Origin of the sequence: Thermococcus sp. (genome assembly GCF_015521605.1) — an archaeon.
GTDB lineage: Archaea > Methanobacteriota_B > Thermococci > Thermococcales > Thermococcaceae > Thermococcus.
The window spans coordinates 16,781-42,131 of record NZ_WANV01000022.1 but is presented as its reverse complement, the minus strand read 5'-3'; the positions used below and the strand labels follow the sequence as shown (position 1 = coordinate 42,131).

General features: G+C 53.5%; 28 protein-coding genes, 2 tRNA genes and 1 rRNA gene. 19 read left to right on the top strand and 12 right to left on the bottom strand.

Going from position 1 to position 25,351, the window contains the following annotated elements; all coding sequences use genetic code 11:
- Window positions 1-276: hypothetical protein (locus F7C11_RS04725; RefSeq protein WP_297091446.1), on the bottom strand; the 276-nt coding region annotated here is incomplete at its 3' end.
- Window positions 277-353: 77 nt separating this feature from the next.
- Between F7C11_RS04725 and F7C11_RS04720 the strand changes: the two genes are divergently transcribed.
- Entirely contained in the window at window positions 354-1,712 is a 1,359-nt protein-coding gene (locus F7C11_RS04720; protein ID WP_297091444.1) for an RsmB/NOP family class I SAM-dependent RNA methyltransferase, read from the top strand.
- Here the strand turns inward: F7C11_RS04720 and F7C11_RS04715 are convergent.
- Together F7C11_RS04715 and F7C11_RS04710 are read right to left on the bottom strand one after the other, a co-directional pair.
- Window positions 1,709-2,791, bottom strand: coding sequence for a hypothetical protein (locus F7C11_RS04715; protein WP_297091442.1), 1,083 nt, complete (start codon window positions 2,789-2,791; stop codon window positions 1,709-1,711). The genes F7C11_RS04720 and F7C11_RS04715 overlap by 4 nt on opposite strands.
- A gap of 90 nt (window positions 2,792-2,881) precedes the next feature.
- Window positions 2,882-3,496, bottom strand: a complete 615-nt coding sequence (locus F7C11_RS04710; protein WP_297091440.1) for a TIGR00296 family protein — start codon at window positions 3,494-3,496, stop codon at window positions 2,882-2,884.
- Window positions 3,497-3,591: 95 nt separating this feature from the next.
- On the opposite strand from F7C11_RS04710, the gene F7C11_RS04705 reads away from it, so the two are divergent.
- From F7C11_RS04705 to F7C11_RS04690, 4 genes are read left to right on the top strand one after another with little or no spacing between them, the layout of a single operon-like run.
- Entirely contained in the window at window positions 3,592-3,894 is a 303-nt protein-coding gene (locus F7C11_RS04705) for an MTH1187 family thiamine-binding protein (RefSeq protein WP_297091460.1), read from the top strand.
- Window positions 3,887-5,020 carry a DUF373 family protein gene (locus tag F7C11_RS04700; protein WP_297091438.1) on the top strand — a complete coding sequence of 378 codons (1,134 nt, stop codon included), beginning with the start codon at window positions 3,887-3,889 and terminating at the stop codon, window positions 5,018-5,020. Before F7C11_RS04705 ends, F7C11_RS04700 begins: the two co-directional genes overlap by 8 nt.
- Window positions 4,998-6,059, top strand: a complete 1,062-nt coding sequence (locus tag F7C11_RS04695; RefSeq protein WP_297091436.1) for a hypothetical protein — start codon at window positions 4,998-5,000, stop codon at window positions 6,057-6,059. The genes F7C11_RS04700 and F7C11_RS04695 overlap by 23 nt, the downstream gene beginning before the upstream one ends.
- Window positions 6,060-6,100: 41 nt before the next feature.
- On the top strand, window positions 6,101-6,946 hold the full coding sequence (locus F7C11_RS04690; protein ID WP_297091458.1) for a deoxyribonuclease IV: 846 nt from the start codon (window positions 6,101-6,103) through the stop codon (window positions 6,944-6,946).
- On the opposite strand, the gene F7C11_RS04685 is transcribed toward F7C11_RS04690, so the two are convergent.
- A complete protein-coding gene (locus tag F7C11_RS04685; protein ID WP_297091434.1) occupies window positions 6,943-7,989 on the bottom strand; it encodes a P1 family peptidase in 1,047 nt (348 codons plus the stop codon). The two genes, F7C11_RS04690 and F7C11_RS04685, sit on opposite strands and share 4 nt — an antisense overlap.
- A 185-nt stretch (window positions 7,990-8,174) precedes the next feature.
- Between F7C11_RS04685 and F7C11_RS04680 the strand changes: the two genes are divergently transcribed.
- The 6 genes from F7C11_RS04680 (at window position 8,175) to F7C11_RS04655 (ending at window position 15,080) form a co-directional block, all read left to right on the top strand.
- The gene (locus F7C11_RS04680; protein WP_297091432.1) at window positions 8,175-9,263 is read left to right on the top strand and encodes a hypothetical protein; all 1,089 of its coding nucleotides are present in this window, start codon (window positions 8,175-8,177) and stop codon (window positions 9,261-9,263) included.
- A 42-nt stretch (window positions 9,264-9,305) separates the two neighbouring features.
- Entirely contained in the window at window positions 9,306-10,139 is an 834-nt protein-coding gene (locus F7C11_RS04675) for a hypothetical protein (RefSeq protein WP_297091430.1), read from the top strand.
- Window positions 10,140-10,160: 21 nt separating this feature from the next.
- Window positions 10,161-10,520 (top strand): hypothetical protein, encoded by a 360-nt coding sequence (locus F7C11_RS04670; protein ID WP_297091428.1) that lies wholly within the window; start codon window positions 10,161-10,163, stop codon window positions 10,518-10,520.
- 346 nt (window positions 10,521-10,866) lie between these two features.
- Window positions 10,867-12,492: an iron ABC transporter permease gene (locus F7C11_RS04665; protein ID WP_297091426.1), complete on the top strand. Its 1,626-nt coding sequence runs from the start codon at window positions 10,867-10,869 to the stop codon at window positions 12,490-12,492.
- Window positions 12,486-13,496 carry an ABC transporter ATP-binding protein gene (locus tag F7C11_RS04660; protein ID WP_297091425.1) on the top strand — a complete coding sequence of 337 codons (1,011 nt, stop codon included), beginning with the start codon at window positions 12,486-12,488 and terminating at the stop codon, window positions 13,494-13,496. The genes F7C11_RS04665 and F7C11_RS04660 overlap by 7 nt, the downstream gene beginning before the upstream one ends.
- A gap of 246 nt (window positions 13,497-13,742) precedes the next feature.
- Entirely contained in the window at window positions 13,743-15,080 is a 1,338-nt protein-coding gene (locus F7C11_RS04655; RefSeq protein WP_297091423.1) for an NCS2 family permease, read from the top strand.
- A 48-nt stretch (window positions 15,081-15,128) separates the two neighbouring features.
- Here the strand turns inward: F7C11_RS04655 and F7C11_RS04650 are convergent, their stop codons facing one another.
- Window positions 15,129-15,566, bottom strand: coding sequence for a metal-dependent transcriptional regulator (locus tag F7C11_RS04650; protein ID WP_297091456.1), 438 nt, complete (start codon window positions 15,564-15,566; stop codon window positions 15,129-15,131).
- A 96-nt stretch (window positions 15,567-15,662) separates the two neighbouring features.
- Here F7C11_RS04650 and F7C11_RS04645 point away from each other — a divergent pair.
- Window positions 15,663-15,740 (top strand) — tRNA-Lys (locus F7C11_RS04645).
- A 569-nt stretch (window positions 15,741-16,309) separates the two neighbouring features.
- On the opposite strand, the gene F7C11_RS04640 is transcribed toward F7C11_RS04645, so the two are convergent.
- A tRNA-Asp gene (locus F7C11_RS04640) sits at window positions 16,310-16,387 on the bottom strand.
- Window positions 16,388-16,395: 8 nt separating this feature from the next.
- A 5S ribosomal RNA gene (gene rrf / locus F7C11_RS04635) occupies window positions 16,396-16,517 on the bottom strand.
- Between the two features lie 143 nt (window positions 16,518-16,660).
- Between rrf and F7C11_RS04630 the strand changes: the two genes are divergently transcribed.
- From F7C11_RS04630 to F7C11_RS04610, 5 genes are all read left to right on the top strand, one after another.
- Entirely contained in the window at window positions 16,661-17,707 is a 1,047-nt protein-coding gene (locus F7C11_RS04630) for a DUF835 domain-containing protein (RefSeq protein WP_297091421.1), read from the top strand.
- Window positions 17,708-17,749: 42 nt separating this feature from the next.
- The gene (scpB, locus tag F7C11_RS04625; protein WP_297091454.1) at window positions 17,750-18,361 is read left to right on the top strand and encodes an SMC-Scp complex subunit ScpB; all 612 of its coding nucleotides are present in this window, start codon (window positions 17,750-17,752) and stop codon (window positions 18,359-18,361) included.
- Between the two features lie 134 nt (window positions 18,362-18,495).
- On the top strand, window positions 18,496-19,560 hold the full coding sequence (locus F7C11_RS04620) for an OB-fold nucleic acid binding domain-containing protein (protein ID WP_297091452.1): 1,065 nt from the start codon (window positions 18,496-18,498) through the stop codon (window positions 19,558-19,560).
- Window positions 19,561-19,570: 10 nt separating this feature from the next.
- The gene (locus F7C11_RS04615) at window positions 19,571-19,948 is read left to right on the top strand and encodes a replication protein RepA (protein ID WP_297091419.1); all 378 of its coding nucleotides are present in this window, start codon (window positions 19,571-19,573) and stop codon (window positions 19,946-19,948) included.
- Entirely contained in the window at window positions 19,945-20,748 is an 804-nt protein-coding gene (locus F7C11_RS04610; protein ID WP_297091417.1) for an OB-fold nucleic acid binding domain-containing protein, read from the top strand. The genes F7C11_RS04615 and F7C11_RS04610 overlap by 4 nt, the downstream gene beginning before the upstream one ends.
- Before the next feature lie 41 nt (window positions 20,749-20,789).
- Here F7C11_RS04610 and F7C11_RS04605 read toward each other — a convergent pair whose 3' ends face one another.
- Genes F7C11_RS04605 through F7C11_RS04595 form a run of 3 tightly spaced genes read right to left on the bottom strand, consistent with a single transcriptional unit; the run spans window position 20,790 to window position 23,126 of the window.
- Window positions 20,790-21,170, bottom strand: a complete 381-nt coding sequence (locus tag F7C11_RS04605) for a ribonucleoside-triphosphate reductase (RefSeq protein ID WP_297091415.1) — start codon at window positions 21,168-21,170, stop codon at window positions 20,790-20,792.
- A 13-nt stretch (window positions 21,171-21,183) separates the two neighbouring features.
- Window positions 21,184-22,014 (bottom strand): geranylgeranylglycerol-phosphate geranylgeranyltransferase, encoded by an 831-nt coding sequence (locus F7C11_RS04600; protein WP_297091450.1) that lies wholly within the window; start codon window positions 22,012-22,014, stop codon window positions 21,184-21,186.
- 44 nt (window positions 22,015-22,058) lie between these two features.
- Window positions 22,059-23,126: a Clp1/GlmU family protein gene (locus F7C11_RS04595; protein ID WP_297091413.1), complete on the bottom strand. Its 1,068-nt coding sequence runs from the start codon at window positions 23,124-23,126 to the stop codon at window positions 22,059-22,061.
- Between the two features lie 163 nt (window positions 23,127-23,289).
- On the opposite strand from F7C11_RS04595, the gene F7C11_RS04590 reads away from it, so the two are divergent.
- Window positions 23,290-23,754 (top strand): Lrp/AsnC family transcriptional regulator, encoded by a 465-nt coding sequence (locus tag F7C11_RS04590; protein WP_297091412.1) that lies wholly within the window; start codon window positions 23,290-23,292, stop codon window positions 23,752-23,754.
- On the opposite strand, the gene engB is transcribed toward F7C11_RS04590, so the two are convergent.
- Window positions 23,701-24,324 (bottom strand): GTP-binding protein EngB, encoded by a 624-nt coding sequence (gene engB / locus F7C11_RS04585; protein WP_297091448.1) that lies wholly within the window; start codon window positions 24,322-24,324, stop codon window positions 23,701-23,703. The genes F7C11_RS04590 and engB overlap by 54 nt on opposite strands.
- 93 nt (window positions 24,325-24,417) lie before the next feature.
- Between engB and F7C11_RS04580 the strand changes: the two genes are divergently transcribed.
- The gene (locus F7C11_RS04580; protein ID WP_297091410.1) at window positions 24,418-25,074 is read left to right on the top strand and encodes a hypothetical protein; all 657 of its coding nucleotides are present in this window, start codon (window positions 24,418-24,420) and stop codon (window positions 25,072-25,074) included.
- On the opposite strand, the gene F7C11_RS04575 is transcribed toward F7C11_RS04580, so the two are convergent.
- Entirely contained in the window at window positions 25,071-25,244 is a 174-nt protein-coding gene (locus F7C11_RS04575) for a preprotein translocase subunit Sec61beta (RefSeq protein WP_297091408.1), read from the bottom strand. The two genes, F7C11_RS04580 and F7C11_RS04575, sit on opposite strands and share 4 nt — an antisense overlap.
- Window positions 25,245-25,351 lie beyond the last annotated feature (107 nt).

The window sequence follows — 25,351 nt, the reverse complement described above, 5'->3', positions numbered from 1 at the left end:
TGGCCACGGTGGGGTTGATTTCCAAGGATATTCACTAGTAGAGTAAACTATTTCCCTTTCGTCTTTCTTTTCCCAAAGCCCCTTACCCCGCCCCAGCACATCACCGAGTATTTTCTCAACACTCCAAGTCACGGTGGTTGAGACAAGAGGGTTTGTATATTTAATGCTTATGAGCATGTTGAAAGCCGTCATTGTGGGTCTGATGTAATCCCAGTTGTGGAAATAGCCAAAATGAGTTCCTAGTGTTATACCTTTTTTCGGAGTTACTTCCCCCATATTATACTCCATGAGACATCATCAGTTGCACGCTTATACACCACCACCTTTTTAAACCTCCCATCGAAGAGCCGAGCATGGAGCTGTTTTACCGCGTGAGCTTTCAGGAAGTGGTGGCGGATGCGTTGATGCTCGTTGAGGAGCGCGAGCTGTCTTCGAAGCATGCCCTTGAGAGGGTCTTCAAGAAGGTGTCCGGCAGAGACAGGGACAAGGCGCGCGGCTTAGCTCACGCCTACGTCTTCGAGATAGAGAAGTGGAGAGCGAAGATAGACTTCATAATCAACTCCGTGCTTAAAGGCTCGACCGTTGAAGACTTAGACCCCTACCTCGCTAACCTCCTCCGCATCGGGACGTTTGAGATACACTTCCGGAAGGTTCCGCCGGCGGTGGCGACCGACTCAATAATCCGCGTCGTCAAGGAGCGCTTTGATTTCTCTCGCGCCAAATTTGTAAACGCTCTGATGCACTCGATAGAGAAGTTCGACGTCGATAAAGCGTTGAAGAAGTTGAAGGAGAAGGACAGAATCGAGTGGCTCTCAGTTAGGTTCTCCCACCCCCGCTGGTACGTGGAGTACGCCATCGACCTCCTCGGCTACGACGAGGCGGTAAGGCTCCTCCTCAGCAACAACAGGCCGCAGCGCTACTACGTCAGGGCCAACACGCTGAAGACGGACGTTGATTCCCTTAGGGACTACCTTGAGGAGAAGGGTGTTAGAACCGCCCTGACTCCCGTCCCGGACGTGCTTAAGGTGCTCGAATACAAAACTCCGGTCACGAGGCTTGACTGGTACAAGCAGGGGAAGTTCGTGATTCAGGACCTGGCGAGTGCCTACGTGGCCCATGTTTTGGCTCCCGAACCAGGTGAGAGGGTTCTTGACTTGGCCGCCGCCCCTGGCTCAAAGACCTTCCACGCGGCGGCGCTGATGGAGAACCGGGGCGAGATAGTTGCGGTGGATTATTCCTACGACCGCTTAATGAGAATGAAGGAGAAGATGAAGCTTTTGGGAATCAGAAACGTCAGGCTGGTCCACGCCGACGGCCAGAGCTTCAGGGACAAGGCCAAATTCGACAAAATAATCCTCGATGCCCCGTGCTCAAGCTCCGGAACCTACCGCCAGTTCCCCGAGGTGAAGTGGAGGTTTGAAGAGGAGAAGATCAAGCGCATAATCAGCGTGCAGAGGAACATGCTCCGCAACGCCTACGAGAACCTCCGCGACGGCGGCGAGATGACCTACTCGACCTGCTCGATCAGAATCGATGAGGACGAGGAGAACGTGCTCTTTGCAGTCAACAGGGTCGGGCTTGAACTGGTAGACTATCCCTTCGGCTGGGGTGATGGGGGCTTCCTTGAAATCGGCGATAGGGTCTTTCGCGCATGGACGCACAGACACGACTGCAACAGCTTCTTCATTGCAAAGATGAGGAGGGCGGATTAACCGCCCCCAAGCTCCTTCATGGCATCCAGGAGCATGTTAACCGCATCCCTTTCCATGACGTACGCCTTCCTCACCAAGTGAAGCCTCGGGTACGTTGGTATCGCTCCCCAGACCCGGAGCTTTATGTCGTCAAGGTTGTCCGTATGCCATGCCTCCATCATCATCCGGGTCGCGTTCTCGTGGAGTTCCTTTGCCAGGGCCAGGGTCTCGTTATCGACCCCGGCGGCGCTTGCGTTGGCGTAGACCCCATCGAAGTCGTCGTGAAGCCTGAAGAAGTACAGTGTCCACACCTGGGCGATGACCATCATGCGGTTGTATATGAAATAGGCAGGTGGAACATCGAACTTGAGGTCATCTATCAGAACCGCCGTGTCAACGATGCTGTCGCCCTCATCTCCGACCTCCAGAACCAGGGTTATCTTCTCGCCCTGGTACTGGGAGACATCAACCTTGGCCACGTATATCGAGCTCATTCTCCACAGCACAACGCCATCCTGTCCGTTGATGGACGTCAGATATGGCTCGATTGGGGTTATGTAGGGAATCGTGCCGTTGAGTATCGTGGCGGCGACCTTTTTGGTGCCATCCGGGAAGACCACGTAAGCGTAGAAAAAGTCGTTGTACGGGGAATAATCGTCCGAGACCATCCTCCAGCGGAAAGACAGCTCCTTGGCCCCGTAGGGTACTTCGAGGGTTATCTCAAGTCTGGCGACGTCGTATATGTCTTCCCCGGTTACCGGGTGCCCTCCCGGTATGGAGAGGCCGCCCACGTTTTCCACGTCATACGTGCTCCCCTGCGTGACGTACCTTGCATCGCCGGAGCTTAGGATCACATAGGAGTCTCCCTCAATCGGAAAGCCGAGAAGCGGCTTCGTGGTCACCAGGATCTGCTCCTCAACCCCCCTGAACTCAGCACCGACCAGCGAATTCTGGAAGTTGGAGTTTAGGATGGCCTTGGCCGCATTGGTCGCATCCCTCGTAATGACCGTCCCGTAGGTGGCCCCAACGTATCCCAGAGAGACAACACTACCCAAAACCAGCAGGAGGGCCAGGGCCACCAGAACTTGCCTTTTTTCCACTCTGACCTCACCCTATTTTGATGTACGCCCCACAACTATTTAAATATTTTCAAGAAATTTTGGCAATTATCCGAAAGAATCCCAAGATGATCACAGCGGCTTCCGTTTGACGGGTCCTCCAGGCTCTTCCTCCTCAAAGATCTCGGCGGTGAAGCGGTAGACCCTCGTATCCTTATCAAGCCAGCAGTCGGGCGGAAGACCAGCCTTCCAGCAGGTCTGGGACAAAAACTCCTCCTCGTCCCAGCCCCACTCTACCGGCACCTGTGGGAGCAGTAAGCCTGAGTAAATGCCCTTCTCGATTATCAGGCCGTCCCTGCCCACCTTTATCTTCATCGGTCTCTCCTCCGGCGGGCCCTCGATTAATTCTGGTGGCGTCAGGACGCTCACTTCAATAACCAAGTCGTTCAGTTCGCTCTCTCTCACGGGCGGGAAGCGCGGATCGTCGACGGCGGCGTATATCGCCGCCTTTATCGTGGCCTCAACTAGCGGGTAGATCGGTAGTGGAAATCCAATGCATCCCCTGAGTGCCATCTGCGGGGGAGCATGACGCCTGTTGATGGTCACAAAAACGCCCATCTTCTCCCACAGCTCGGGGGGCGTGTCCTCGGGCGGTTTTATCGTCCTGCCGTTTTTAACGTACTCCTCTATGGCTCTTCTCGCGAGCCTGACGAGGAACTCTCCCCACTCATCCCGGATTTTGTACATTCACCTCACCCATGACCTGTGTATTGGAGGATTGTTATTTATCTTTCCCGCAAAGCTTAAAAAATTGCCGAAAAAAGTTAAGTCGGGTGTCGAAGATGGTGATAGTTGAGTTCGTTATCGTGCCCCTCGGTGAGAAGAGTCTCAGCAGGTACGTCGCCGAGGTGGTAAAGCTTTTAGAGAGGAAAGGTGTTAAATACCAATTGACACCGATGGCAACTATAATGGAGGTTTCAACCGTAGGGGAGGCTTTCGAGATCATAGAGGAGGCTCACGAGCTCATGTTCAAACTGGGGGCGGAAAGGGTTTCAACCACGGTAAGAATCGACGACAGGCGCGACAAGCGGGTTCATATGGAGGACAAGGTGAAATCAGTCCTCGAAAAGGCCAGGGGTGGTTGAGATTAAGGCCCTGATTCTCGCTATAGACCGCGATGACGACTTCGGAGAAAAGGCGGGTGTTGAGGGGCCCGTCATAGGGAGAGACGCATGCGTTGATGCAGCCCTAAAGCTCAGTCTGGCCGATCCAGAGGACAGCGATGCCAACGTTGTTTATGCCGCGGTTAAGCTCTACGACAGCCTGAAAGAGAGCGGGGATTTTGATGACGTCCAAGTGGCCCTCATAACCGGCCATCCAAAGGTGGGAGTAAAAAGCGACCTAGAGCTGGCCAGACAGCTTGAGTTGGTTCTTGAGAGGTTTCCAGCCGACGGCGTGATCACCGTAACCGACGGGGCAGAGGACGAGCAGATATTTCCAATAATAACCTCAAAGGTCCCCATAATAAGCTCCCACAGGGTAGTTGTCAAGCAGAGCGAAGGCATAGAAACGACGTACTACATCATCTACCGCTACTTGAGGGAGATACTCAGCGACCCGGAGGTCGCAAAGGTAGTTCTTGGGATTCCGGGAATGATACTCCTGCTCTATGGTATCGCAAGGCTGATAGGGGTCTGGTATCCGGACAGCGTCAAGATAGTCTCCGCCACGATAACTGGGACAATACTCCTCCTCATAGGCGGGTACTTCTTTACCAAGGGCTTCCGGTTCAACCTCAGGGAGACCATCGCAAAGCAGTTCGTATTCATAATCTCGGTGGTTGCCGGCGTCCTCATAATCAGCGGCGGCGCCATAAACGCCTACTTCCGGCTTGAAGAGTACGCAAAGGAGATAATAGGTGGATGGCCCGGGACACCGCTCTTGGCGACTCTCATCTACATAAACGCCATAGGCGCCCCGTTGATAATAGGAATATCAGTGATGATAATGGGAAAAACCATACAGGCCTACCTCCGGAAGGACTACCACATCTGGTACTACGTCTCGGCCCTGCTCCTGATGCCCGCGCTGTGGATAACGATAGACCTGACTACGAGGTACGCAATGGCCATACTCACTATATCCGACATAGACGTCTTTGCAAAGCTCCTCATAGCTATCGCCGACGTTGCCGTGGCGATTCTGGTTGGGATATACATGAGAGGAAAAGTTAGGGGATGGGAGAGAGTTGAAGCTGGAGCAAGCGCTTGAAGAGTATGAGAAAAAGAGAAAGAGGGCCGAAAAAGAGGTCGAGAAGATAAGGAAGAAGTACAACAAACGCCTGGAAAAGAAAATACGGGAGGTTCTGAAGAAAATAGACGCGCTGGAGAAAAAAGAGGTTCCCAAAAAGGTCGACGATAATATCAGAAAAATAGTCACGGCGGAAAAGAAGAACTACGTCACCGCGCTGAGGAACGCGCTGAGCAGTATAGATGACATGGACGAGCTAGGAAAGCGCCTTCCAGATCTGGCCAAGCTCCACGTGGGGCACGGGAAGTACCTCCTGATAATATTCGAAAAGGACGTTTATGCCATAAACCGACTGCTGAAGGAGCTGAACGAGGATTACGTGAGCTACTACAACGAGTTGAGCAAAAAGGGCCTGCCAGACCTCAGGCTGAAGGAAATCCTCCGGGAAGAGGAGGAAACCCGGGAACACATACAGCAAATTGAACGGGAAAAGCAGGAGCTTGAAAGGAAACTAGAAGCAAAGAGAGAAGAACTTAATGAGCTCTACAGCAGACACGGGCTTCGGGAGCTTGAAGAGGACATAAAGAGCCTTTCTTCATCGCTCCGGAGTGCCGAGATGGAGGTTCGCTCAAAGGCGTCAAAGCTCCAGAAGCCCATAAAGAGGATGCGCCTCCACGAGCCGATAGCCGACGAGCTAATAAAGGACAGCGGGGTTGCCCTCAGAAAGCCAGACGAACTCATATCCCTGCTCCAGAGGATATACCCGAGGCTGGAGGGCAAGTACAAAAAAACCGCCCAGTGGCTGGTAGAGAACCTCAAGGAGAAGTCCGAGGCTATCAGACGGGATAAAGAAAGGCTCTCAGAGCTTGAGAAGAAAAGAGACGAAATCATAGCCCGAGGAGAAGCCAAAAAGAAGGAGATGTGGGAGCTTAAGCGCCTCATCGAAGAAAGGGAGGCGGAGATACGAAAGCTCAGACGCCAGCTGGAGCACCTTGAAAAGGAGCTGAAGGACGGCCTCGCGAAACTTGAGGAGATACTCGGGCAGAAGGTTGAGCGATAGGTTTATGAATTAGGCTTCCCTAATTCTTTCGGGTGGTGAGCATGTTTAAAGTTGACAGACTGCGCTTCGGAACGGCTGGAATACCCATCTCAACTCCAAAGCGCTCAACGCTGGACGGGATAGTCCATGTGAGAAACCTCGGCCTCGATGCCATGGAGCTTGAGTTCGTCCGGGGAGTCAACCTCAAGCCGGAGCTGGCGAAGAAGATAAAATACGTCGCCAGAAAGCACGATATTCTGCTGACCGCCCATGCTCCGTACTACATCAACCTCAACGCTGCGGAGAAAGCCAAGGTCGAGGCCAGCAAGAAGAGGATAATCCAGAGTGCGGAGAGACTCCACCAGGCCGGAGGCTGGAGCGTAGTCTTCCACGCCGGCTACTACCTCAAGCAGGACCCCGGCAAGGTTTACGAGAAAATACGGGGGGAGATTAAGGACATCGTAAAGAACCTTCAGGATCGGGGCATCGAGGTCTGGGTAAGACCCGAGCTTACCGGCAAGCCCACCCAGTTCGGAGACCTTAGGGAGCTCGTGAAGCTCAGCGAAGAGATTGAGATGGTTCTGCCAACGATAGACTTCGCCCACTGCCACGCCAGGAACGTGGGGAAGTTCAACACGGCGGAGGAGTGGCGCGAAATGCTGAGCTTTATGGAGGACAGGCTCGGCAGGGAGGCCCTAGACAACATGCACATCCACATAAGCGGCATAAACTACACATCGAAGGGCGAAAGGAACCACCTGAACCTTCAGGAGAGCGACATGAACTGGGAAGACCTCCTCAGGGTTCTAAAGGAGTTCAGGGTCAGGGGCGTGGTCATAAGCGAGAGCCCGAACATCGAGGGAGACGCAATCCTGATGAAAAAGAAATACGAGGAGATACGGGTTTAGGCCTTCTCAACCCTCCCGTATCTCTCCATGATTTCCACGAGCCTATCAACCGGAAGGGCGTACCTCACATGTCCGTTTCTCCCCTTCATCGTCTTCGCCTGGAGGAGAGAGTTTATTATCGCCTCCTCGGTGGCCTCGGCCGTCCCAACGAAGAGCCTGTTCAGGGCATCGTCGGAGAGGAAACCTATTGAGTGCACTTCCTTCCCCCGTGGGACCGTCTGTGCCGTCGAGAATGCCAGAACGATGTCGCCGCTGCCGTTGTACGCGTAGCCGCCGGTTCTGGCAAGGCCCACAACCGCCCTCTTTGCGAGCCTCCCCAGCTGGCGGGACGTCAGTGGGGCATCTGTCGCGACCACTATGGATATGCTCCCGCCGAGGGAAAGACCCCGCCCCGGATAGTCCCTCAGCTCGTGACCAACGGGAACCCCGGCAATGGTTAGGTCCTCCCTCTTGCCGAAATTGCTGAGAACCAGAGAGGCAACGGTGTATTCCTCACCCCCTATCTCAACAACCCTCGATGACGAGCCTATCCCACCCTTGAACTCGAAGGCGCTCATCCCTGTTCCGGCGCCAACGGAGCCCTCTTCGAAATCAAGCGAAGCCTTCTTGACCGCCTCGAAGACGTGCTCCTTCCTCACGGCGCATCTCTTGATGTCATTCAGGTAGCCGTCGTTGCACTCCATGACGAGGGGATTAACGGAGATGGCCGAGGGGTTCTGCTCGGCCCAGAGGTCTATAAGGGCATCCGCCACGGTGTAACCGCTTAGGGTGCTGGTCAGGGCCACGGGCGTCTCAATGTAACCCAGCTCCTCGACTTGGGTAAAGCCTATCGGCTTGGAGAAGCCGTTCATGACGAAGGTGGCTGAGAAAAGTCTCTCCTCGTAGGGATTTTTTACCGGTGGCAGGAGAACGGTAACCCCTGTTCTGATGTCTTCCCCCTCGATTATCGTTGAGTGGCCGACCTTGACCCCCAGGTCAGCGATGGAGTTCCTCTTTCCGCGGGCATAGCGGCCGATTTTTATCCCAAGTTCAGGAGCCTTCATGGTATCACCAACCCCCCTACGCCCTCTGGCTTTTAGGGTTTTGGAGGCAATTTTCATGCTGGATTAAAAATCCACCGAATATTTTCTGCTTCCAATTACTACTTATCAAAGTTTGTAGTGGTATAATTCGGTTATTACGAAGAAAAGTTTAAAATGTATAAACGTGCGTCCAATACGGTGATTCCATGGGCTGGCGTAGGTTTGCTACCTTTGTCTTGATTGTACTTTTCCTTGGAATGACAGTTAGTGGAGCTAGTGCGACTGCGAACCTCGTCAATCTACCCACCAACAGCACAGTGAAGCTTCCGTCAGGATTCAACCCAGAGGGAAAACCCGGAGACGAGGTACAGCCGCAAGTAGGCCCAATACTCATCTTTGTCGGGATGATTCTGCTGGATTTGCTCCTCAGCTGGGCGCTTGAGAAATACGTTTCTCCAGAAGCGGCAATGGTTTATGATGCGGTCTCACTCTTAATCCCGGACCCCGGAGATGGTCTCAAACTCGGCATCAAAGTCCTGGCCAAGCACGGAGATGAAATTACAAAGTATGCCATTGTAGTAGTTAAAAAGGACTGGTGGCATACCAAAGTCGTCAGAAAGATTACCGATGTAAGTGCCAGCAGTGCCAAGTGGGTAAAGAGCGCCCTCGGCGAGAAGTACATCAAGGAAATCGCGGAGAAATACGTCGTAAAGAAGAGTAAGAACTTCGATGATGTTGTTAATAGCCTCAAGCGAATCCAAAGCCTGGGGATAACCAGCGCAAAAGCCCGGAGACTAATCATTGACAGGGGCTGGGACGTTAAAAAGTTTGAAAGAATACTCAGCGACGCAAAAAGCGTTAAAAAAGGAGGGAGCAAACTAATTAAGAGAATCAATGCAGAGCTGAGAGATTATAAAGAAGGAAGAATAAAAAAGTTAGGTGGGCATCTTTATGAGGCAGAGGTCGTCAGTCACCTCAAGAGGAGCGGGTGGAGGATAAAGGAGGTAGAGAAGGACGCGATAACCTCAGTCGGAAAAACTGAGATTGACATAATCGCCGAAAAGAACGGGAAAGCAGTCTACATCGAGTGCAAGAGGAGTTTTGATGAGATAGATTTTGGACAAATAGCAAAACAGGCCGAATATGCCAAGAACCACGGGGTAATGACAATAAAAATTTATTATGCAAAGGGTCCGTCATATCCACCTACTTACACCCTCTGGAAGTTTAGGGAGATCAGTTCAAAATACAACGTTGATATAAGCTTGGTTTATCTCGGGTCAAACTTCAACTAACTTTTTTTGTTTTTCTCCAAACTACAGCAAGGAGGTGAGGACATGGGTGTTGATAACTACATTTACTTCGTGTTTGATGGAAAGCCGGAAGAGATTAAAGACTTCCTTAAAAAGGAGTTTGAAGTTGAGGTTCGAGATGAGGAGTTCGGTGATCCTCGAATGGACTACCTCAGGGAAAAGGGCCTCTTAGGAGAGGATTTTCAGTTAATCACTTCAGGCGAACTGCTCTTTGACCCACCGCTGAGGACTACGGAATGGGGGGCTATAATCAATGCAGACTTCTGGATTTATACCGTCAATGGCCACACAATCCTCGAAATTCATCCAGTTCTAAGAAGTAGGTGGGGGTTCGTCCTCAGCTCGGAAGTCATCAGGCTCTTAAAACAGTTCATGAAGGAGGAACCCCTCTTAATATGCGGTTACCGAGACGATGTAGAACTGACGGGACTCGGCTTCGAACACAACATGTCGTATCTGTTCATAAACTGGCTTCCAGAGGCAATTAAAACAGGAAAGCTCGAAACCCTACCCTCAGCCCTCACAGTAGTGAAGAAGGAATTCATGACGCTGGGGGAGGGCTTGTATGAGGTTCCGATCCCCTGGCGCCCTGGTGAGATGGGGTTCCTGTTCGTAGGAGGGTTGGATGGCTATGCTGTTATTTGGTTCTTCGGGATTGTGGACTTCGATGACCCGGAGGACGTTAAGGAGTCTCTAATGGAGCCCTGGGAAATGGCGTGGGACTTAGTAATACCGGTTAAACTACCGCTAGAGAATGCCAAGAGAGTGCAGAGCAACAGGTGGCAGGAGATGGTAAGAGAAATATTTAACGCCCACACCTCAGGGGATTATTCCCGACTCAAATGCATGGGAGATTAATCTCCTACACTCAGGGAGGGGGTGGTAATGGGGACTACGTATTATACACTTGCCGTGTTTGATAAGCCCTGGGAGGAAGTGCTTGATAAAGCTCTCTCACGAGTTCAAATACAACTGCACTACGAATTAAAAACCACTAAGCAGAGCACTGTTGACTGGTTCGAGGTCGAGACATACTCAAAGGAGAACATGATGCTCCTCTATACTGGAGTCTCCACCAGCAGGTGGCTGTTCGTCCTGAGCTCCGAACTTATGAAGTTCCTTAGAAAGCTGATGAGGGCTGGGACGGTTCTCATCTGTGGCTACACGGACGACAACGACCTCAGAAAGGCAGGCTTTGAAGAGAACAACCAGTTACTCTTCTACGAGTGGCCTAGTTGAGACCATAAAACGGGAAAGCTCGAAGTCCTTCCCTCTAGCGTTACTATTGTGGAGAAAGAACTCTTAGACTTGGGGGATAGTCTTTATACCTTCAAAAAGAGGAATCCGGAAGAATGAGACGCTGACGACTTAACGGAACTAAGCGGGCTCCTTACGTTAACAACTCTTGCCCCAATCTCTAAGCGGATGGAGGATGAGAAGCTACTCAAAAAGGCAGAGGAAATTCTCAAGGTGCAGATTACAGCAAGGAAGTGAGTTATGGGCGTTGATAACTATATTTACTTCGTGTTTGGGAAGGTTTTATTGTTAATCAACACTTATAAACCCCCAAAACCGAATTTTGCCCATGAGGATGGGGCCTTCGAAGCTCTTCCTGCTCATTCCGCTCATATTCCTGGTCATCTTCTTCTACGTCCCGTTAGTCAGTATTCTAAAAACCGGTCTCTGGGAAAACGGCTTCACACTCAAACACATCTCAGCGGTTCTGGCCAACGACTACCACAGACGCGTCATCCTCTTCACGATAGGACAGGCAATAGCTTCAACCCTCCTTACCCTGGCACTCGGCCTTCCCGGCGCGTACATATTCGCCAAGTACGACTTTCCGGGGAAGGGCACCATAAAGGCGGTTTTGACAGTCCCGTTCGTGATGCCCAGCGTGATGGTCGCGTTGGGCTACATACTCCTCTTCGGAAAGAGCGGCTTAATAACCGGCCTCCTCGGTCGCGATCTGGGCATAATCTACTCCTGGAAGGGCATCCTTCTGGCACACGCGTTCTACAACTTTCCGATAGTCATACGCATGGTCTCGTCGCTGTGGCAGCGTGTGAATCCCCACTACGAGGAGGCCGCGATGGCCCTGGGGGCGAGGGGCTGGACGCTCTTCCGCAAGGTCACGCTGCCGATGATATCCCCGGCGATTTTTGCCTCTGCAATGCTCACCTTCGTGTTCTGCTTCCTGAGCTTCTCTATTCCCCTCATAATCGGCGGCTACCAGTACGCCACGATAGAGGTGGACATCTTCACCTCGATAATGGTGCTCCTCGACTTCAAGACCGGCTCGGCTCTTGCCATAATCCAGATACTCCTCAGCATGGGCTTTATGTATCTCTACCTGAGGGCGCTCGACGCCTACGCCAAGCGCGAGGAGCAGCGCGTGTTTAGAAAGCCCCGCCCCTTCACGAGGCGCGACTGGCTGAGCCTCAAGGGACTGCTCGTTGGGATATACTCCCTGATTGTCTTCTTTTTCATAGTTTCTCCCCTCTTGGCGGTCATCTACGACTCCCTGCGCTTCAACGATGCCTGGAGCCTCGAATGGTACAGGAGAATATTCTCGACGGAGTACAACCCGATGTTCGGGGCAACAACGCTCGACGCCGTCAGGAACTCACTCACCTTCGGTCTGGCAACGATATTCCTCTCGGTTCTCGTGGCACTCCCCATAGCCTACGCCCTCCACCGCTGGAACTTCAAAGGCAAAAGGCTCTTCGATGTCCTGGTGATGCTTCCGCTGGCCAGCTCTGCCATAACCCTCGGTCTGGGCTACATAAGGGTCTTCCACACCACGCCCCTGTACTTCACCGCCTGGATAATCATAGCCGCCCACACCGTCATAGCATACCCCTTCGTGCTCCGCTCCGTTTCCACCTCCCTGAAGAAGATAAGGCCAAACCTCTGGGAGGCGGCGCTGAGCCTGGGAGCCAAGGAGTGGAGGGCATTCCTGAGGGTGGAGCTCCCGCTGGCTCTGGGAGGGGTCATCGTCGGCGCGATATTCGCCTTCGCCATAAGCATAGCGGAGCTGGGGGCGACCTACATGCTGGCCAAACCGGAGTACACCACGATGACTGTGGCTATATACAAGTTCCTCGGGGCGAGACAGTTCGGCTCGGCCTCCGCTCTGGCCGTTCTCCTTATGGCTGTCTCAACTCTGAGCTTCCTGGTAATCGAGAGGGTGGGTGAGGAGGTATGGTGAGGGTGGAACTGAAGGGAGTCCTCAAAGAGTGGGAGGATTTTCGGCTTGAGATAAGTGAGCTAGACGTCAAGGACGGCGAGTTTCTCACACTCCTCGGTCCGAGCGGCTGCGGAAAGACCACAACGCTCAGGATGATAGCGGGCTTTGAAAAGCCGGAGAGGGGTGAGATACTCTTCAACGGAAGGCAGGTGAACGATTTGCCGCCCTACGAGCGCGGGATAGGCATAGTCTTTCAGGACTACGCGCTGTTTCCACACATGACGGTCTTCAAGAACATCGCCTTCGGCCTTGAGATGAAGGGTCTTCCAAGGGGGGAGATAGAGAGAAGGGTGAAGTGGGCGCTTGAGCTGGTCGGTCTTGAGGGCCTCGAAAACCGCTACCCGGAACAGCTGAGCGGCGGCCAGCAGCAGCGCGTAGCCCTCGCGAGGGCCCTGGTCGTTGAGCCTGACGTCCTGCTCCTGGACGAACCCCTCAGCAACCTCGACGCCAAGATAAGGGAACGGCTGAGGGGGGAGATAAAGAGAATACAGCGCGAGCTGGGAATAACGACGATATACGTCACCCACGACCAGGAGGAGGCGATGGCGATAAGCGACAGGATAGCGGTGATGAACGTCGGTCACGTTGAGCAGGTGGGGAAACCTCTGGAGCTCTACTACCGCCCAAAGACCGAGTTCGTGGCGCGCTTTCTGGGTTTGAGCAACATACTGGAGCTTAAAGCCGAGAACGGTAGGGCCTGCCTCGGGGGGCTGTGCTTTGACGTCGGAAGGGAGGGGAGGGTGAGGGTCTTCTTCCGGCCCGAGAGTGTTCACATAAAACCCGGCGACACCGCGGAGGTTCTCGACTACGAGCTCCTCCCCGGAAGGATACGGCTGAGGCTCGGGATTGAGGGCAAAGTAATCCTCGCCGAGCGCTTCCTCGATGAGCTGCCCTTCAGCGTGGAAGGAATGCCGGAGCGCGTTGGCATCGAGGTGAGGAGCTTCTCGGTGCTCGAAGCAAAGTGAAGTGTGGTTTAAATCAACGCTATAACTCACCAAGCCCTGCAGGGCTGAACACGACCTGCACCCCGGCTAGGAATCGTGCTTGAAAGTTCACCGCAGTCTATGGCCAGGATTCCGGCCCTTTGCCTTCCCGTTCTTCAGATTGCCCGCACATTATCCCCTCCCCTATGTTTTAACATCTTTTTGTCAAAAAAACCTTTAAAAAACTAAGTTATTAGCAAAAATCAGTCAACTCAAGGGGTGAAGCTCATGGGATGGTTTGAGAACTACTTCGAGTTTGAGAGGCATGGGACGGACATGAAGACCGAGGTTCTCGCCGGAATGACGACCTTCATGACCATGGCCTACATCCTATTCGTAAACCCGGCGATACTCAGCGATGCCATGGGGAAGGAGGCCTTCAATTCACTCGTGGCAGTCACTGCCCTTGCCGCGGGCTTTGCGACTATTCTCATGGGCCTCTACGCCAAGAAGCCCTTCGCCCTTGCCCCGGGAATGGGACTGAACGCCTACTTCGCCTACAGCGTGGTCATCGGCATGGGCTACGACTGGCGCGTTGCCCTCGCGGCGGTCTTCGTTGAAGGTTTGATATTCATAGTCCTCAGCGTCACCAAGGTCAGGAGCGCGATAATCCACGCGATACCGCTCAGCCAGAAGTATGCCGTCGGGGCTGGAATAGGACTCTTCCTGACCTTCATAGGCCTCAACGACGTTGGTCTTCTCACGGCCTTCGTCACGGACACGGGGGTTCTCAAGTTCACCGGTCTCAACACCTCCGCCCTGGCCAGCAAGGAGATAATCCTGTTCTTTTTCGGGCTCTTCCTTGCGGGAGTTCTCATATCCCTCCGCATCAAAGGAGCGCTGCTGATATCGATCATAACCACCAGCATTATCGGCTGGATCACGGGCGCCGCCCCCTGGCCCGACCACCTATTCTCAACGCCAACCATAAGCTACACATTCATGCAGATGGACCTCCAAGGACTGCTCAACGTCGGGGCGATAGGAGTGGTCTTCGCCTTCTTCATGGTGGACTTCTTCGACACTCTGGGAACCGTTACCGGACTGAGCGCCAAGGCCGGCTTCCTGACCAGGGACGGGAAAGTCCCAGACGCCGAGAAGGTGCTCCTCACGGACGCGGTAGGAACTACCGTCGGGGCAGTCCTCGGAACGTCCACAGTCACGACCTACATCGAGAGCGCGGCCGGAATAGAGGAGGGCGGTAGAACCGGAATGACCGCACTCGTTACGGGCCTGCTCTTCCTCGGCATCGGCCTCTTCATAGCACCTCTCGCCCAGTCAATACCTGCCTTCGCAACGGCGCCGGCCCTCGTCATAGTCGGTTACTACATGCTCAGCGCCATCAAGGAAGTTGACTTCACCGACCACACCGAAGCTATTCCGGCTTTCCTCGTCCTCATAACGATACCCTACACCTACTCGATAGCCGACGGAATCGGTGCCGGTTTCATCAGCTACACGCTGCTGAAGCTCTTCAGCGGCCGCGGAAGGGAACTCCACCCGCTCATGTACATACTGGCAATAATATTCGTGGCCTACTTCGCCTACCTCGGAGGGGTCTTCTAAACCCCCTTTTACCTTATTCAGAAGAGCAAAAACTTATGGACGGAGAAATCACTCCGATTCCGCGTTCTCGGCCAGTTTCTCCTTGATGAACTGCTTCAGCACGTAGGGGCACTCATCCTGAATAAACTGCGCAAACTCCCGTATCCGCTTCACGGTTATCTCACTGACGTAGTGCTCGAACTGGCAGGCATCCCTCTCGGCTATCTCCGGGGGAATCCCGAGGATGTCTATGAAGAACTTCGTGAGGAGTAGGTGCTTCGAGTAGGTCCTCTCGGCGACCTTCCTGCCCTCCGAAGTCAGCAGAATCCTGTCGTACTTCTCGTATTCAACCAGCCCCTTTTCGTTGAGCTTCTTGAGTGCATCTACAACGCTTGGAGGCTTGACCCTCATCATTTTGGCTATGTCCTTGACCCTTATCACGCCCTTGTTCTTGTGGAGGATGTACATCGTCTCAAGATATTCCTCTTCCCTCTTGCTTATCTCCAACGCCCTCACCTGCCGTTAGGTTGGCCAAAAATGTTTAAGTAGTTTTCGCACGGGGCAAAGCTTATAAAATCTCCCCGCCGTTATCCCATCGGGCGTGGGCCGGTAGCTCAGCCTGGTTAGAGCGCGGGGCTTTTAACCCCGTGGCCGCGGGTTCGAATCCCGTCCGGCCCGCCAGAAAACAAACTTTTGCCCCGTAAAAGTTTGACCAAAGTTGGTAGCTCCTTCTTAAAGCTCGCTTCTAAAGTGGGATTTCTGTGAAATTTAACCTCCAGAGTGTTGGAATCCGTTAAGACACCCTCTCTTGTAGGGAGTTTGCTGTCAAATCGACGCCCTTCGGGCGTCACGGAAGAGAGGAACTCCTTGAGAGGGCAATAATGAGGGGAATTCAAATCCAAAACAGCTTGTAAAAAGGAATCCATTTGGACTTTGGTATCACTAAAAAGAACCACTTGATCAAACTTCGCTAACAAGCTTTTTGGAAAAGCTTGACCAAAAGAATCTCTTTCTCTTAGATAAGTGGATAGCACTGGTGTGCACGTTTCAGAACTCTACTGAAGTGTGGGTTTACTTCTAAAAGACTCCCCCAAACAGGTTTGCGTTTTATTCTGGCGCCCGAAGGGCGCCTTGAGGATGGCAAACGTTCGAGAAATGGCAGTTAATGAGTAAACCCCCTGAGGATTTGAGTTTTTCAAAAGGCACACGATCTTTCCGTCAACGCTTTGCGAAGCAAAGGGTTGTTAGAATGGCGCCCGGGTCGGGATTTGAACCCGAGTCACGGGAGTGACAGTCCCGTATGATGGGCCTGGCTACACCACCCGGGCGTTTGAGTGGCCGGCGGCGTCCCCGGCTTCCCGCCCCCTCCCGGAGGGCAGTACAACCGGGATCGCTGGCGGGCTTAACTTCCGGGGTCGAAACGAGACCGGGTGTGACCCCGCCGCTATGACCGCCGTACCGCTGTTAACCTTTCGGGTTGGGTTTATAAAGATTACGGTCGCTGGACAGTCCACATCAACCCCAAAGTTCCCACACAGTAGCCAAAGCTTTTTATATGAGCAGAACATAAATTAACAGCTGGACGCACTGGGAGGGTCAAGATGAACACCACACTGCTCATGCTGGGCCAGTTCTCCAGCCTCTCCGCCAAACTTGTTGTCTCGGCGGTACTCTTCACTGTCTACCTAAAATCCCGAAGAAGGTCCGCACTCATATGGGCGTTCGCATGGCTCGTTGCGGCTATGAGCATACTCTCCGATGCACTGGGCGTACTCCAGCTCATTTCCCTGACGGAGGCCACTTTTTCGTCCATGCTCTTCCTGGGGTCGCTGACTTTCCTCTCGGAGGAGATTGGAAAGAATATCAGGTACTCCATGCTATGGGCCGCACCACCCCTCGTTGCGGCCATGTACGGGATACTCCTTGGAAACGACTGGGATTCTGTTGTCGGAATACCTTACGGGGTTGCTGCGTTTTTCATCGCTCTCTCGGGCATCATGATTCTCACGACCATAAGCGAAGAGTTCACGAACGCCAGGAGGGCAGCGTTCACCCTCTGCCTGCTGGGACTCCACAAGATGGACTACGCGTTCCTCAGGGACGTGGCATGGTTTGCACCCATCGGGTTCACCCTCGGGGCTGTTCTAACGGTCCTCTCGGCGTACTTCATGGCGAAGATGGTTCTGTCCAGCGGGTTTACCCACCTGAAGGGAGGGACGGCGATATCCGTCAAACCAGGCATCGAGCTGGTCACCAGTAAGGATTACCATAGGGTCAAGGAAGAATTAAACGGCTATCCCGTTTTGGCGTTTATACGGGAACTCAGCGCCCCGGACAAGTGGAAGGCGTACTTCCTGACCAGCCTGCCCGGAAAAGACACGATCCCCCCAACGAGCCTTCCACGGGTGCTCGAACTGTCGGGGAGGTACCTCAGAGAGGCCGAGATGCAGGGCATTACTGGGGTCGTGGTGATAGACGGAATCGAGTATCTGATAGTCCACAACGGGATAACGGCGGTTACGAAGTTCCTCGGAACCCTCAGGGACCTTGTCATACTGAGGGACGGCCGGCTAATCGTCGTCGCCGATGAAAACGCGCTGGACAGGAAGGACTACCTGACGATCCGGCGCGTTCTCATGGGAGGGTAAACCCTATAAGAGAGGGCCCTAATTTTCAATGTGGTGGTAATAATGGGACTCCTTGAGGACAAAGCCCTTGTTGAAGCGGCCCTTTTCGTTTCTGGGAGGCCGCTCAGTGTGAAGGAGCTTTCAAGGGCACTGGGAATAAGGTCTCTGGACTACCTTGAGAAGCTGATAGAGCTTATAGCAGCCGAGTACGCGGAGAGAAAGAGCGCGATAGAGGTTGTGAAGGTTCTGGGGGATAAGTACGTCATGCAGGTAAAGCAGGAATACAGCCAGCGCGTCGTCCACCTCATGCCAAGACCAGACCTTAGAACCGGCGAGCTGAAGACCCTCGCACTGATAGCCTACCTCCAGCCGATAGAACAGAGCAAGGTGGTGAAGCTCAGGGGCAGCCAGGCATACGAACACATAAGAAAACTCCTTGAAATGGGCCTTATCTATGCCGAACCCTACGAGAGGACGAAGCTTCTTGGGACGACACCAAAGTTCGCCGAACTCTACGGCTTCCCCGAGAACGACCCCAACATTATAAAGGAAGCCTTTAGAAAGGTCGTCCACGCGGAGTACAGCGACCTGATAGCCAAGCTCGACGGCAGGGGAGGGGAGGCGGAGGGTCCAGCCGAGCCGGAGGGAGAGGTCGCTGCGGAAGGCGAGGAGTAATCTCCTGACCCTCAGCCACCTCATTTCCCCTCAAGAGATGAAATTACGCCTCTTTTCTGAAAACTCGGCCTCCGGAGAGAGTTTGGAGAAAGGTTTAAATAGTCCGAGCTATCATTACCATTAAGGTGAGTGTTATGGGAGTGCTGACAAAGGAGCAGATTATCGAGATGATCGAGGGGCAGAAAGGCCTCTCAAGAGATGAAATCGAGAAAAGGATATCCGAGATAGCCTCACGCGAGGGAATCTCTGAACACGCCGCCGCGCTCATGCTTGCAGAGGAGCTCGGCGTGAATCTTGAGGGCAAGGAGGAGCTTCTTCACATAGCCGACCTCGTTCCCGGGATGACCGGGGTCAACGTTGTTGTGAGGGTTCTGAGGAAATACCCACCCAGGGAGTACCAGAAGAGGGACGGCTCCACCGGACAGGTGGCCAACGTAATAATCTACGACGCCACCGGAAAGACGAGGCTTGTTCTGTGGGACGGCCTCGTAACCAAGTACTACAACGAGCTCAACCCGGGAGATGTCATCAAGATCATAGACCCCAGCGTCAGAGAGGGCAGAAGTGGAGTCGAGCTCCACGCCAACTTCAGAACGAGGATAATTCTCAACCCAGAAGACCCGCGCGTGGAGGAAATCCCACCAATAGAGGAAGTCAGAAGCTACAACTACCAGAGGAGGAAGATCGGCGAGCTGATGGGCGGGGAGCGCTTCGTTGAAGTTCGTGGAACGATTGCGAGGCTCTACCGCGTCACAGTTTACGACGCCTGCCCCCAGTGCAGGAGAAAAGTTGACTACGACCCCGCAACGAACGCCTGGATATGCCCGGAGCACGGAGAGGTTCAGCCGGTGAAGATAACGATAATCGACTTCGGCCTTGACGACTCCACGGGATACATAAGGACAACCCTCTTTGGGGACGAAGCCGCCGAGCTGGTGGGCAAGGATCCCGATGAGATAGCCGAAAAGCTCAGGGAGCTCGTCGAGAGCGGTCTGACGCTGAGGGAAGCAGGGAGAAAGCTGGCGGAGTATGAGTACTACTACCTGCTCGGCAGGGAGATAATAGTCCGGGGGAGCGTCGTGGACGACAAGTTCCTGGGCCTCATACTGAAGGCATTCGGCTGGGACGAGGTCGATCCAAAGCGCGAGATTGCCAGGGTTAGGGCCGAGCTGAGGGAGGTCCTCAAGGAGTTCATGTGAGGTGTTGAAAATGGAGGAAGTTAAGTTCAGACGCAGGAAGCCCGCCGTTGAAAGGAAGATTGGAGAGATAAGGGAGGACGACACGAGGGTTTCTCTCATCGGGAAGGCCTTCAAGGTTGACAAGATGGACTACACCTTCTGGATCGACGACGGAACCGGCGTCATACTCATCGAGAGCGAGGAGAACGTCCTTCCAGAGAACGGCCAGATAGTGAGGGTCATCGGCAGGGTCATCCGGAACGAGGAGGGGGTGCACATCTACGGTGAGGTCGTCCAGGACTTCAGCGGTGCAGACCTCCAGGCGCTGGAAGAGATCAGGGAGCTTGAGAGGAAGGTTCTGCCCAAAGTCGAGGGCATCATAGAGTTCTTCGGAGGTGAGGAGCTATGAAGAAGCGCCTCCCAGCGAGCAGGGTCTACATCAAGGACATCATAGACGGCTACTACGTCAAGAGCGAGGGCGACTTTGAGCCGAACTATCTGATAACGAGGGACGCCAGAAAGGTGTACCGTGTCAAGGTCGTTGCCACCGTTGTCAGGGAACCCATAATGAGCGAGGACGAGACCTATGGAAGGTTCCAGATCGACGACGGCACCGGAACCCTGTGGGTCTTCGGTTTCAGGGAGAACACCCGCTTCATAAACCTCGTGAAGAAGGGCGACCTGGTTCAGATAATCGGAAAGGTGGCGGAATGGCGCGACGACAAGCAGATACTCGTCGAGGGCATAGCGAAGGTCGAGCCGAACATGTGGATACTCCACCGCTTCGAGACGCTGAAGGAGAAGGCCGAGCACGCCAAGAAGGCAAAGATAGCCTTCGAGATATACGACCGCTACGGGATAACCGCCAAGGCCAAGGTCATAGCCAAAAACAAAGGAGTGAGCGAGGACATGCTCATGACCATAGACGAGCTCTACACCATGATGCTCGAACAGAGGAGCACCGAGGAGGCACTCTTTGAGGAAGAAATCACGGAGGAAGAGCCCAAAGCAGAGAACCCCGAGCTTGAAAAGGCTAAGAAGGCCGTCCTCGACTTGCTCCGTGAGAAGGGAAAAGCTCTATCCCACAAGTTCATAGTCAAGAAGCTCTCGAAGGAAATCGATGAGGAACTTATCGAGGAGGCGATAACACAGCTCCTGGCAGAGGGAGAGATATACGAGCCCGAGATCGGCTATTACGAGCCGCTTTAAGGGCATTCCTGCCCTACTTTTTCCTGAAAAAAGAGAAAAGCTCAGTACTGCTCCCGCATAGTTCTTATGACCGGGTCATATATCAGCGTCGAGGTTATGCTGTCCACCATGCGGAAGAACTCGTCCTTCCCCTTCTCAAGGGGCATGTTCTCGACACCGATCAGTTCACACCTTGAGCCGAGTATCCACTTCCCGAGCACTATTTTCTCTCTGCCGCCTTTCCGGGCGTCTATTCTCGCGAGCCCGTAGGGTATGTCCGCAGTCCACCAGTTGGCCTTGAAGGTAACGCGCCAGCCGGATCCTTCCACGATTTCAATGAGCTTTTCAAGGGTTTTGGCGGGCCCGTACGGAGTCTTAAATGTAATGACCGTCCAGAGTTCTTCAGATTCAAGGTTTCTCACGAGTTCATCTTTAAACTCCATAAATCCCACCTCCTCACACTATCGCGGCTATTATAAACGCCATAACGGCGAGGAAGATGCTCGCCTTGAGGAGCTTCTGCGCCCTGTGTGCCGATTCCCTGTCCTGGTTCTTAAGTATAATGTATGCCGCGTAGAGTATGATCAGGTCAACCGGCACCATTGCGTAGTAACCGAGGCCGACACCGGCTCTCACCGGCAGAAACGAGGCCACAACTGTCAGGAGGGCGAAGAGGGCCCCGACGTAAGCTGCCCTTTTCTCGCCCCATATTATGGGGAGCGTTCTGGCACCCTTGGCAACGTCGCCCTCGACGTCCTCTATGTCCTTTATTACCTCCCTGGCAACGTTCACCAGAAAGGCGCAGAGAGCGAGGTAGCCGGCCAGGCCGATGTGCTCAACGGCGAGAGCACCGTAGAGCGGAGTCGCGCCGGTGAGGCCTGCGACAACGATGTTCCCTATGAACGGAAGCGGCTTGAGCCTCCAAGCGTAGAGAACCATCGCGGCGTAGGCGATAACTGCCAGTATGAACGCCTGAATGTTTATGAAATGAGCGAGAACCAATCCCACCGCGAGCAGGAGCAACGAATAGTAGAGGGCGGTCTTTCTACCCATCGCGCCTCGGGGAAGGGGCCTCTCTGGGCGGTTGATTTTATCTATCTCGTAGTCGAAGTAGTCGTTTATCGTGTTGCCCCCGGCACAGCCAAGCGTAACGACGAGAAACACCAGAACCGCGGTGAGCGGGTCCGGGAAGTGCCCTACGGCAACTATTGAACCTAGGACACCCACTATTCCGGCCAAGATGCAGTTGTGGGGCCTGGTTATCTCCACGAAGGCTTTGAGTTCCATTAGGGACACCTAATTCGATTAGGTCATTGCCTTAAAAATCTTTGCTAGAGCTCCTCCCGCCGGAGGAGGCCAAGCTCCTCACCCGTTTCAAGCACCATTATCCGGCCAAAACGGATCTCAACCGCTTTATCAACTTCATGGGCCGGAAGGGGCGTCAAAACCTGCGCCTTCATCTCACCGAAGTTTATCCATTTCAACACCCCAACCCCAAGGCAGAGCCCTTCCCCATCGATGAAGCCCACAAGAAGGTTGCTCAGCCTTTCAAAATCGACCGCATGGATGACCTGGCGACCGTACCCTCTGATTCCACCCTCAGCCTCCGCCTTGACAACAACGTAGCGCTCTTCCTTCCAGCCGGCTATGACAAGCCACCGGAAGAGCTCCGACAGCAGTTCCCTCTCCTCCAAGGTCAGGGGCCTGCCCCTGAAGAGCTCCGTCCCAGTGGGAATCGTCTTCGAAAGGTCAACCTCCACCTGTGAAGCATTTGAGAAGTATGTCCTCCATTTCTCCCTTCTGACCTCCCTGCGCTCGCCCCTCGAATGTTCCCTCGCCTTCTCACTGATGGAAAGGCTCACAGTTTTCCCGTAGGGGGAGAGGATCTTCCGGAGGTAGGAGAGCTCGCCGTTCCTTTCGAGGAAGACAATTAGAGCGGGCCTCACGAGCTCGGCCTTAAGGCGCTTCATCTCAATTCCCTGGCCGGTGACGAAACCCGTCGTGTCTATGAGGACAACGTCAGCCCTTTCGGCGGCCATATCAGCCAGCCTCTTGACTCCGGCCGCCATCTCTCCAGTATAGCTTCCGGGGGTTATGGTGCCTATGAAGTAATGGGCATGTGCCTGAAGTTCACCGATCGACTCGAAAGGCCTCTCGGGAAAGGCAATGCTCACGGTAGCTGGAGGGAGGATGCCCTTCTGACCGACATCGCTGTCAACAACCGCAACCCTGAGACCCTCATCAATGAGATGGTTGGCCAGAAAAGTCAGCAAAGTTGTCTTTCCGCTGTCGGTCGGGCCTATCAGCATAACTTTTGCAGGTTTCTCCAGGTTCATTATCCGTTCAAGGAGCTCAAACCTATCGGGCGGAACGTCCTCCGTGTAGGTCGCTTTGTTCATGTGAGTTTCTAGGAGGCTGGAATTAAAAAGCTAACTTTTAGAAAGACTTATAAGAGTGGTAGTGGCCATAATTTATGGACTATGAAAAGTTGACATAAGACTTAAAAATAGTTGGTTTAATAAAGTTGTAAACGCTAATCTTGCAAAAGAGGAGGTTTCGGAAATGGAAGAGAGGTCGACCCTTACTCCGAGGCAGATAAGGTTGCTCAGGAAGTTCTACGAGGAAGGAAAGACAATTGAGGTGCACACCGTTGAAAAGACTCAGGACGAGCTCGCGGAGGAACTTGGAATCACAAGACAGGCCCTTAGCAATCATCTCAAGGTGCTTAAAGAGCTCGGCTACATAAGAACCGGAAGGGGCTTTATAGACCTCACAGACAAGGCCCTTGATCTTCTCGGTGAGAAGAAGGGCGACGTCTTCATCTTCGTAAAGATAGAGCCCACAAAGAGGAAGCACGTCTATGACCACATAAAGGAACTCAGAATAAAGAAGATATACCGCGTTACCGGTGACATCGACCTCATCATAGAGGCCGACAAGACCAAGCTCGACGAGATACTCGAGGAGATAGCCTCACTCGACGGTGTCAAGGAGACCATCACCCACATCGTCCTTGAGGTCCTCTGATCTGGCAGAGGGCTTTTTCCTGCCCTCTTTGAGCTTCTTCTCCATAAGCTTTCTCAGCTCCACCAGGTTCTTTCCGAACTTCGCCGAAATGGGCACAAACGTCTCGGGTATCTCCTTGTAGGGGACGCCGAACTTCTCCGCCAGGAAGTCTATGGTCCTCTGGAGGTTCTTTATCTTGTCCATCTTGTTGACCGCGACTATCACGGGGATCTCCAGCTCCCGGAGGAAGGAATAGAACTCCACGTCTATCGGTATCTCCCCGCGCTTCTCCCAGCGCTCTATTATCTCCGGAGCGGCTTTACCGTCAACCACCAGAACTGCCAGCTCGATGTCATCGGCGTTGTTCTCTATGAAGTGCACTATCTCGTCCTTGATCCTCTCCTGCTTCGCCTTTGGGACGCCGCTCATGAACCCAAAGCCCGGCATGTCCACTACCAGCTTCCCGCGCCAGTTTATCTCCACGGGCCTCCTCGTGACCCCAGGCCTCTTACCCCTCTTGACCCATTTCCCCGTCAGGCGGAAGATGAGCGTGCTCTTGCCAACGTTCGAACGTCCCACGAATATTATCATCCCTCTCACCGTAAGCGATGAAGCTTTTTCGCCTTATAAGCGTTGGCGGAAAAGTTAAGTAGGCAAAGGGATAAGTCTCAACGGTGGTGTTTTATGGTAGAGGGTGGAGAAGCTAAAGCCAACCAGCTCATCAACAAATTCGTCATCTCCCTGACGGACGGGAAGATACTGGGCTTTGTGACCGACATAAACGTCGAAGTTGAGGGCGACCAGTTCTACTTTATCCTCAAGATGAAGGAAGTCGAGAACCTTGGGAAGGGCCAGAGCATGTTCTCAAGCGAGAGGAAGCTCAAGATAAGGCCGAGCGATATAGTCAACGTCGGTCCTGACGTTATAATCCTCGGGAACGGCAAGGTTCCTCCCCTCAGGGAGATAGAGAGGCTCAACCAGATCGCCGAGGAGTACAACGCCCTGGTCAGGGAGCTTGAGGCCAAAGAGAGGCTCATCGAGAAGCTCAAGGAGGAGAACTACGAGCTGACAAAGAAGCTTGACGAGATACAGAGGGAACTGAGAAAGCTCCAGGTGATGAAGGAGGACTTCGAGCACCTCAAGGAACAGCTGGTAAGGCAGGAAGGACAGCTTGAAATGGCCAAGGACTACATAAGACTCCTCGAAGGACTCAGGCACGACATAGACAAGATAAAGGACGACGTGGATAAGCTGATCCAGACACAGCTGGAAGAGGTCGTTAGGGCAATAATCAACGAGGAGCTGAACGCAAGGGGATTAAAGAAGACCAGCTTTATTTAACCGCCGAAGAGCTGCGGGCCGAACGCGTGGAGAAGTATCTCAATGGCCACCAGGATGAGCGTAACCGCTATGACGCCCCTGGGGCTTATCTTTATTGCCCTCGTGTCCTCGTCGAAGAACCTCATGAGACCGGCACCGGTCGGCGGAAGCGTTGTCCTTTCTTTTGCCATCATCTCACCCCTCAAGGAATGGCTACCTGCACCAAGGTATAAAAAAGTTTTGATTGGGACATCCACCCGAGTGTTGTGGAATTTTATAAAGCTTTTTCTGGGTAAAT

Bases quoted from the DNA above. Each gene is read 5' to 3' on its own strand.
- engB (WP_297091448.1), bottom strand. From the start codon at position 24,324: ATGATAATATTCGTGGGACGTTCGAACGTTGGCAAGAGCACGCTCATC.
- F7C11_RS04720 (WP_297091444.1), top strand. From the start codon at position 354: ATGGAGCTGTTTTACCGCGTGAGCTTTCAGGAAGTGGTGGCGGATGCG.
- F7C11_RS04610 (WP_297091417.1), top strand. From the start codon at position 19,945: ATGAAGAAGCGCCTCCCAGCGAGCAGGGTCTACATCAAGGACATCATA.
- F7C11_RS04660 (WP_297091425.1), top strand. From the start codon at position 12,486: ATGGTGAGGGTGGAACTGAAGGGAGTCCTCAAAGAGTGGGAGGATTTT.
- F7C11_RS04605 (WP_297091415.1), bottom strand. From the start codon at position 21,170: ATGGAGTTTAAAGATGAACTCGTGAGAAACCTTGAATCTGAAGAACTC.
- F7C11_RS04575 (WP_297091408.1), bottom strand. From the start codon at position 25,244: ATGGCAAAAGAAAGGACAACGCTTCCGCCGACCGGTGCCGGTCTCATG.
- F7C11_RS04685 (WP_297091434.1), bottom strand. From the start codon at position 7,989: ATGAAGGCTCCTGAACTTGGGATAAAAATCGGCCGCTATGCCCGCGGA.
- F7C11_RS04705 (WP_297091460.1), top strand. From the start codon at position 3,592: ATGGTGATAGTTGAGTTCGTTATCGTGCCCCTCGGTGAGAAGAGTCTC.
- F7C11_RS04710 (WP_297091440.1), bottom strand. From the start codon at position 3,496: ATGTACAAAATCCGGGATGAGTGGGGAGAGTTCCTCGTCAGGCTCGCG.
- F7C11_RS04675 (WP_297091430.1), top strand. From the start codon at position 9,306: ATGGGTGTTGATAACTACATTTACTTCGTGTTTGATGGAAAGCCGGAA.
- scpB (WP_297091454.1), top strand. From the start codon at position 17,750: ATGGGACTCCTTGAGGACAAAGCCCTTGTTGAAGCGGCCCTTTTCGTT.
- F7C11_RS04665 (WP_297091426.1), top strand. From the start codon at position 10,867: ATGAGGATGGGGCCTTCGAAGCTCTTCCTGCTCATTCCGCTCATATTC.
- F7C11_RS04580 (WP_297091410.1), top strand. From the start codon at position 24,418: ATGGTAGAGGGTGGAGAAGCTAAAGCCAACCAGCTCATCAACAAATTC.
- F7C11_RS04680 (WP_297091432.1), top strand. From the start codon at position 8,175: ATGGGCTGGCGTAGGTTTGCTACCTTTGTCTTGATTGTACTTTTCCTT.
- F7C11_RS04615 (WP_297091419.1), top strand. From the start codon at position 19,571: ATGGAGGAAGTTAAGTTCAGACGCAGGAAGCCCGCCGTTGAAAGGAAG.
- F7C11_RS04630 (WP_297091421.1), top strand. From the start codon at position 16,661: ATGAACACCACACTGCTCATGCTGGGCCAGTTCTCCAGCCTCTCCGCC.
- F7C11_RS04600 (WP_297091450.1), bottom strand. From the start codon at position 22,014: ATGGAACTCAAAGCCTTCGTGGAGATAACCAGGCCCCACAACTGCATC.
- F7C11_RS04655 (WP_297091423.1), top strand. From the start codon at position 13,743: ATGGGATGGTTTGAGAACTACTTCGAGTTTGAGAGGCATGGGACGGAC.
- F7C11_RS04690 (WP_297091458.1), top strand. From the start codon at position 6,101: ATGTTTAAAGTTGACAGACTGCGCTTCGGAACGGCTGGAATACCCATC.
- F7C11_RS04590 (WP_297091412.1), top strand. From the start codon at position 23,290: ATGGAAGAGAGGTCGACCCTTACTCCGAGGCAGATAAGGTTGCTCAGG.
- F7C11_RS04595 (WP_297091413.1), bottom strand. From the start codon at position 23,126: ATGAACAAAGCGACCTACACGGAGGACGTTCCGCCCGATAGGTTTGAG.
- F7C11_RS04620 (WP_297091452.1), top strand. From the start codon at position 18,496: ATGGGAGTGCTGACAAAGGAGCAGATTATCGAGATGATCGAGGGGCAG.